4 protein-coding genes are annotated in these 6,150 nt (G+C 40.6%); 3 read left to right on the top strand and 1 reads right to left on the bottom strand.

Annotated features, from left to right (window positions below):
* Positions 1-126: 126 nt before the first annotated feature.
* Positions 127-1,029, bottom strand: a complete 903-nt coding sequence (locus ACWODM_RS16100) for a DNA-deoxyinosine glycosylase (protein ID WP_455322346.1) — start codon at positions 1,027-1,029, stop codon at positions 127-129.
* Between the two features lie 103 nt (positions 1,030-1,132).
* Between ACWODM_RS16100 and ACWODM_RS16095 the strand changes: the two genes are divergently transcribed.
* The 3 genes from ACWODM_RS16095 (at position 1,133) to alaS (ending at position 5,900) form a co-directional block, all read left to right on the top strand.
* On the top strand, positions 1,133-2,185 hold the full coding sequence (locus ACWODM_RS16095; RefSeq protein WP_455322345.1) for a DUF7278 family profilin-like fold-containing protein: 1,053 nt from the start codon (positions 1,133-1,135) through the stop codon (positions 2,183-2,185).
* A 33-nt stretch (positions 2,186-2,218) separates the two neighbouring features.
* On the top strand, positions 2,219-2,743 hold the full coding sequence (locus tag ACWODM_RS16090) for a hypothetical protein (protein WP_455322344.1): 525 nt from the start codon (positions 2,219-2,221) through the stop codon (positions 2,741-2,743).
* A 517-nt stretch (positions 2,744-3,260) separates the two neighbouring features.
* Positions 3,261-5,900 carry an alanine--tRNA ligase gene (gene alaS / locus ACWODM_RS16085; protein ID WP_455322343.1) on the top strand — a complete coding sequence of 880 codons (2,640 nt, stop codon included), beginning with the start codon at positions 3,261-3,263 and terminating at the stop codon, positions 5,898-5,900.
* Positions 5,901-6,150 lie beyond the last annotated feature (250 nt).

The following is a 6,150-nucleotide window of genomic DNA, read 5'->3' as shown; positions in this document are numbered from 1 at the left end:
AAATAAATAAAGAGGCGAGCGATGAGCGGTTGGCAGTCTTTGAAAAAGCTCCTTTTAAGGGGCAGCGAATGGCGACCTCTTCTAGAGGTGATAAAAAGCCACCCGTTTTCACGGGTGGATAATTACTCATAGCTGCTTTTGCATCCTTATACATAGAATACCATCTTCTTCAAAGGGTTCAGAGCAGGTCTCATAACCCAGTTTTTGATAGAACGAGAGGGCCGTTTTTTCTGCAGAAAGTCGGGAGAAACGGTAGCCATCTTCTATAGCCTGTCTTTCAAAATACTCTAAAAGTATCCGACCGATGCCTTTTCGACGATATTTTTTAGCTACACAAAAACGATCAGGCTGGATCGTATCGTGCGTGTAGGCCTGATAACGGATCGTCGCGATAGGTTGTTGCTTCTCAAAAAGTACCAAAGAAGGGGCAGACTGTTCATCGATTGTATCGAATTCCCATTGCAATGGAATTTTTTGTTCAAGCACGAATACTTGGAAGCGAAGATGGAAAGCGGCTGCTTGGATCCAGACATCATTACCAAAATAAAGTGCCTGACAAGCAGAGGACAGGGCTTTGGACCATTCTTCTAGACGTTGTTGCATCCGACCATTGTTGGCACCGCTAGTTGAGGAACAGTCAATGACAGGGATCGATGCGAACAACGGCTGTTTGTGTATTTCTTCAGAGGCTTTTTTACCATTTGCAATAATTTTTTTTATGGAAGTTTTTTTCAGTAATTCATCGAATTGATTCAGTTGAGTTTCTTTAAAGTGATGGTCCATGCTCCCCTCACGCTGAAAAGTGCTATAGACATCCCATAATCCAATTTTATGTGCTTTGAGAATGCGCAATCGCTCTGAATATTCCTTAGGATCGGGAACGGCCAATGCTTGAAAAACCGTCTTCCAAAATTGATTGCTTGGATTGCCGTAATACTGTCTTTTTTTCAGTGATTGTTCGCTGGGAGCACTACCCAGAATGAGTATCTCTGTGCGCTCATCATAGATAGGTGCCAGTCCATTTTCCATGTTTTTCTCCTTTCTTTTTCTCAGATTTGCAATGAAATTGATTGTTTTAGTGGTATACTTGATTGTATCAAATACCGATCATAGATGAAAAGGGGAAAGTAGAGTGAATCTCTTTGAAGCATTAGAATGGAGTAATTGGAAAAATTTATCGACCGAATTAAGAGTTCAAGTAATTAGTCAGGTACTGATGTATTTTGTCAGTCCTTTAAAAAAAGTTTCGGATGTCGTTTATTGCGAATTCAAACTTTCAGGAGTAAAATGTGGAAGCTTTGAATGCTCGATCGATGGGGAGCGATTTGTTTTGGTACCGGGTAGCAAAGAAGTGATTTTGGGATGGGATCTTGGAACTCAAGGCTTGCCAGTCACTGCCTGGGATTCCAAACGAAAAGAGAGCAGCGACTATTATGAAACAATGGCACGCAGCTATACACTAGAAACGACCGAAGACTGGGATGATTTTGTCAATGAATCAACGAGTACCCTACGGAAAGTCACGGTTCCACCAATGCTAGTGCAGAAAGAAGCTTTGCCGGCGGGGACAGATTTGATTGGTGAGCTAAATATTGTGACAGGGGAATTCACGGGGTTGGTTGAACAGTTTTCACCAGTTGAACCATTGTTGAGAAAGCATTTCAAGCAACCGCAGAGTCTGGAAGAAAGCCTAATGTGGCAAATGCCGGAAGAAATTTTTGAAAAAGACAGCTTTTATGCCGTTCTTCAGTCAGAGGAAGAATGTTATCGTGTTTATAGTCATCAAACGTGTTCCTTGACTGATTTGAGAAAAAAAGTACATCATGAAATTTTTGATTTACTGGATGAAGATCAATGGGAATACGCAGTAGGGGGCGGCACTAGAAAATTGTTTCGTTGGGGCAATGAGATTCCCCAAGACAGTAATTATTATGGAAAACAAGTATTCAAGAAAATGAAACAGGAAAATATGTTTGGTCTATTTTTTGACACGAGTCGAACGCGCTGGGAGGTAACAGATTCCAATCGTTTGAAACTGGAAAAATTGACAGACACTCAGATTCCGTTATTCGATTCCTTACCATTGTCCTCTTACTATCGTTCTCGAAAAATTTTATCTGAAGATGAGACACTCGATCCCTGCGACTTTCTATATCGGAAAGCTATTATCATCCGATCAGAATAATAAAAGTCTTGTAGAGAATTAGGTGTATATTCAATGACTCGTCAAAAACAGAAAATTGGAAAAATCGGTCGATGGTTACTTATCTTGTATCTGACAGTCGACGTACTTGTCTTGATAAAACAGGAGGAGTTGATCGAACTGCTGGACAGGACGGCTAGTACCTTTGAATTGAAGCAAGAAGATGTGGCAGCGATTCGTTACACAGACGAGGCTGATGGAAAGTTTATTGTTTCTTTTACGGACACCCATCTAGAGGACTTGATAGTTGATTTTAACGTGGAGGAGTTCTCTGGTCAGAACAGAGGAAGAGTTCTTTTAAACATTTTGCATGACGGGAAAGTATTGTCTTACGCTTATGGTAGTGTTCCGATCCCTTTTGACCGTCGAGAAGCGGCTGATTTTGTAGGATCTTCTATCGATCGATGGGATATGATTTTTACTAGCCGTTTGCGCACTTACAGTCGTACGGAACATGCAGTTCAATTTTTATTGCTTTTGTTTGTGGAAATTTTACTGGGCTTTTTATTACTAAAAATGATTAGATATTTTCAGCTTTAACATAGCAAGCAAAAGATTGAAAAAAACTCTCAATTGAAACTTTCTCAAATCCGAGAATTTTGAAAGAAAAAATTGACATTTGCCCAATCTTTGCCTATACTTTGTGGAGTAGAAAAGGATATGGTCAACAGGTAGGTCCTCACAGAAATCTTTTCGTTTGCTGAGAGAAAAGAATGGCTGCTCTTTGATTGCTCCCTTTAAAATTATTTGGTAGAAATATCAACGCAACTCAGCGTTATAGAGATCAAGAGGTAATGATACGACATCATTGCAAACAAGGTGGTACCGCGTGTAGACGTCCTTGTCTTGCAAGGTGTCTTTTTGTGTACAAAATTTAATACTTTAATATGAACAAGGATGTCAGTTCCACTTTGGTAGCCTTACTTAGTAGGGCATCTATATTAAATTGAAGTAGCTATAAAAAAAGGCCAGCTAGTGGAATGATATACGGCGTGAAAATCGAACTAAATTTTGCTTGCAAAATTTAATACTTTAATATGAACAAGGAGAGAAAACAATGAAACAGTTATCTAGTGCAGAAGTTCGTCAAATGTTCTTGGATTTTTTCAAGGAGAAAGGACATTCGGTGGAACCGAGTGCTTCATTGGTTCCCGTAGACGATCCTACTTTATTATGGATCAACTCTGGAGTAGCCACACTGAAAAAATATTTTGATGGATCGATCGTTCCGGAAAACCCACGGATCACCAATGCACAAAAATCGATTCGGACTAATGACATTGAAAATGTTGGTCGGACAGCTCGCCACCATACAATGTTTGAAATGCTGGGTAATTTTTCGATCGGTGATTATTTTAAAGAAGAAGCAATCGAATGGGCATGGGAATTTTTAACTTCTCCCAAATGGATCGGTTTTGATCCTGAAAAATTATATGTAACTGTTTATCCAAAAGATACTGAAGCGAAACGTATTTGGAGTGAGGAAGTCGGTCTTTCTGAAGATCACATCGTTGAAGTAGAAGATAATTTCTGGGATATCGGTGCTGGACCAAGTGGACCGGACAGTGAGATTTTTTATGATCGTGGCGAAGAGTTCAACAATTTAGCTGCAGATGATCCGGAAAATTATCCTGGTGGCGAAAATGAACGCTATCTAGAAATTTGGAATTTAGTCTTCTCTGAATTCAATCATAAACCAGACGATACCTATGAACCACTGCCCCATAAAAATATTGATACGGGCATGGGATTAGAGCGCATGGTCTCTGTTATTCAAAACGCACCAACCAATTTTGAAACAGACTTATTCCTACCGATCATTCATGAAATCGAAAAAATCAGTGGGAAAGTCAAATACGGAGAGAATCCAGTTACGGATGTCTCTTTCAAAGTAATTGCCGACCATATCCGTGCGTTGTCATTTGCGATCGGTGATGGGGCGTTGCCGTCAAATGAAGGTCGTGGCTACGTCTTGCGCCGTTTGTTGCGCCGTGCAGTTATGCATGGACAAAAATTACAGATTAAATCAGCTTTCTTGTATCAGCTAGTTCCTGTAGTTGGACAGATCATGGAAAGCTATTACCCTGAAGTTCTTGAAAATCGTGCATTCATTGAAAAAGTAGTTCGCACAGAAGAGGAACGCTTCCATGAAACGATCAATGAAGGAATGGATATTTTAAATCAAGTAATCGAGCAAGTCAAAACAGAGGCTAAAGATACCTTGAATGGTTCAGATATCTTTAAACTTTACGATACCTATGGTTTCCCTGTAGAGCTGACAGAGGAAGTTGCTGAAGAAGCAGGTCTAAAAGTAGATCATGCTGGTTTTGAAACAGAGATGACTGCACAAAGAGAACGTGCACGGGCTGCCCGTAGCACGGAATTATCGATGGGTGAACAATCGGCCTTGCTGACAGACATCAAAGTGAAAAGTGAGTATGTCGGTTATGATCGTTTACAGGCTGAAAGCGAACTGCTGGTGATCGTTCAAGACGATGCTATGCTGTCTGAAGTAAAAGCAGGAAATGCGCAGTTGATTTTCTCTGAAACACCGTTTTATGCTGAAATGGGTGGACAAATTGCAGATACAGGTACTATTTTGGATGAAGCAGGAGAAGTCGTTGCTGTCGTTGAAAATGTGAAAAAAGCGCCGAATGGTCAGTTCTTACACCATGTGACAGTCTCTGGTGAACTTCATGAAGGAGCAAGCTATTCTCTAGTAGTCGATAAGGATCGTCACAGTCGAATTACGAAAAATCATACAGCGACACACTTGCTACACAAAGCACTGAAGGAAGTTTTAGGTACCCATGCAAACCAAGCTGGTTCCTTAGTGGCACCTGGACATTTGCGCTTTGACTTTACTCATTTTGGTCAAGTCACAGCAGATGAATTACAAGAAATGGAACAAATTGTCAATGAAAAAATTTGGGCAGCACTTCCAGTAGCGACGGTTGAAACGGACATTGATTCAGCAAAAGCGATGGGAGCAATGGCACTCTTTGGTGAAAAATATGGTCAAGAAGTACGTGTGGTGAATGTTGCAGACTGGTCTATCGAGCTCTGTGGTGGGAATCATGTAGTAAATACCGAAGATATTGGTATCTTCAAGATCGTTTCAGAATCAGGGATCGGTGCTGGTGTACGTCGTGTCGAAGCTGTGACTAGTAAAGAGGCTTATGAACTGCTTCATCAAGAAGAACAACGATTGCGTGAGGTTGCTCAAATCGTCAAAGCGCCTCAATTGAAAGAAACAGTTTCTCGTGTCGAGCAGCTACAGCAACAGTTGCGTGCAGCTCAGAAAGAAAATGAAGCATTATCAAGCAAATTGGCTAATCAGCAAGCTGGAGATATCTTTAAAGATGTCAAAGAAGTCAATGGCGCTACTTATATTGCTGCACAAGTCAATGTGAAAGATATGAATCAATTACGTCAATTAGCCGATCAATGGAAGCAAAAAGCGGCTTCTGAAGTTCTTGTGCTGGCAACCGTTGCCAATGAAAAAGTGAATTTATTAGCAGCAGTTAGTCCAGAAGGCTTGAAAAAAGGCTTGAAGGCTGGCGATTTGATCAAAGCGATCGCACCTAAAGTAGGTGGTGGCGGTGGTGGTCGTCCAGATATGGCACAAGCTGGTGGTAAGAAACCAGAGGGAATTCCCGCCGCTTTGGCTGAAGTAGCAGTCTGGTTGAATAAGTAAGCAAAGCATCAAGAATCTTACGCTCTCTGGAAGTGACGGAGAGCGTAAGATTTTTTGACTCATTTGTTCTTATTTCTCACACCTTTGTCACAGGACAAGCTTAGACACTTGATACAGGAAATAACACTAGTGTTGCACAAATAGAGTAAGAATATTCAGATTATTTGTTTTTCTGAAAAATGTTAAAAACGAATAGTGCTGACGCAGAGGATGACTATTTCCAGAATTTTTTATCTGTTATTCAACTAAA

The organism is Enterococcus olivae, from assembly GCF_053760925.1.
The sequence above is the reverse complement of the archived record's forward strand: the minus strand, read 5'-3'. Positions and strand labels throughout refer to the sequence as shown.

Excerpts from the sequence above, each read along its gene's own strand:
- ACWODM_RS16100 (WP_455322346.1), bottom strand. The coding sequence starts at position 1,029 with ATGGAAAATGGACTGGCACCTATCTATGATGAGCGCACAGAGATACTC.
- ACWODM_RS16090 (WP_455322344.1), top strand. The coding sequence starts at position 2,219 with ATGACTCGTCAAAAACAGAAAATTGGAAAAATCGGTCGATGGTTACTT.
- alaS (WP_455322343.1), top strand. The coding sequence starts at position 3,261 with ATGAAACAGTTATCTAGTGCAGAAGTTCGTCAAATGTTCTTGGATTTT.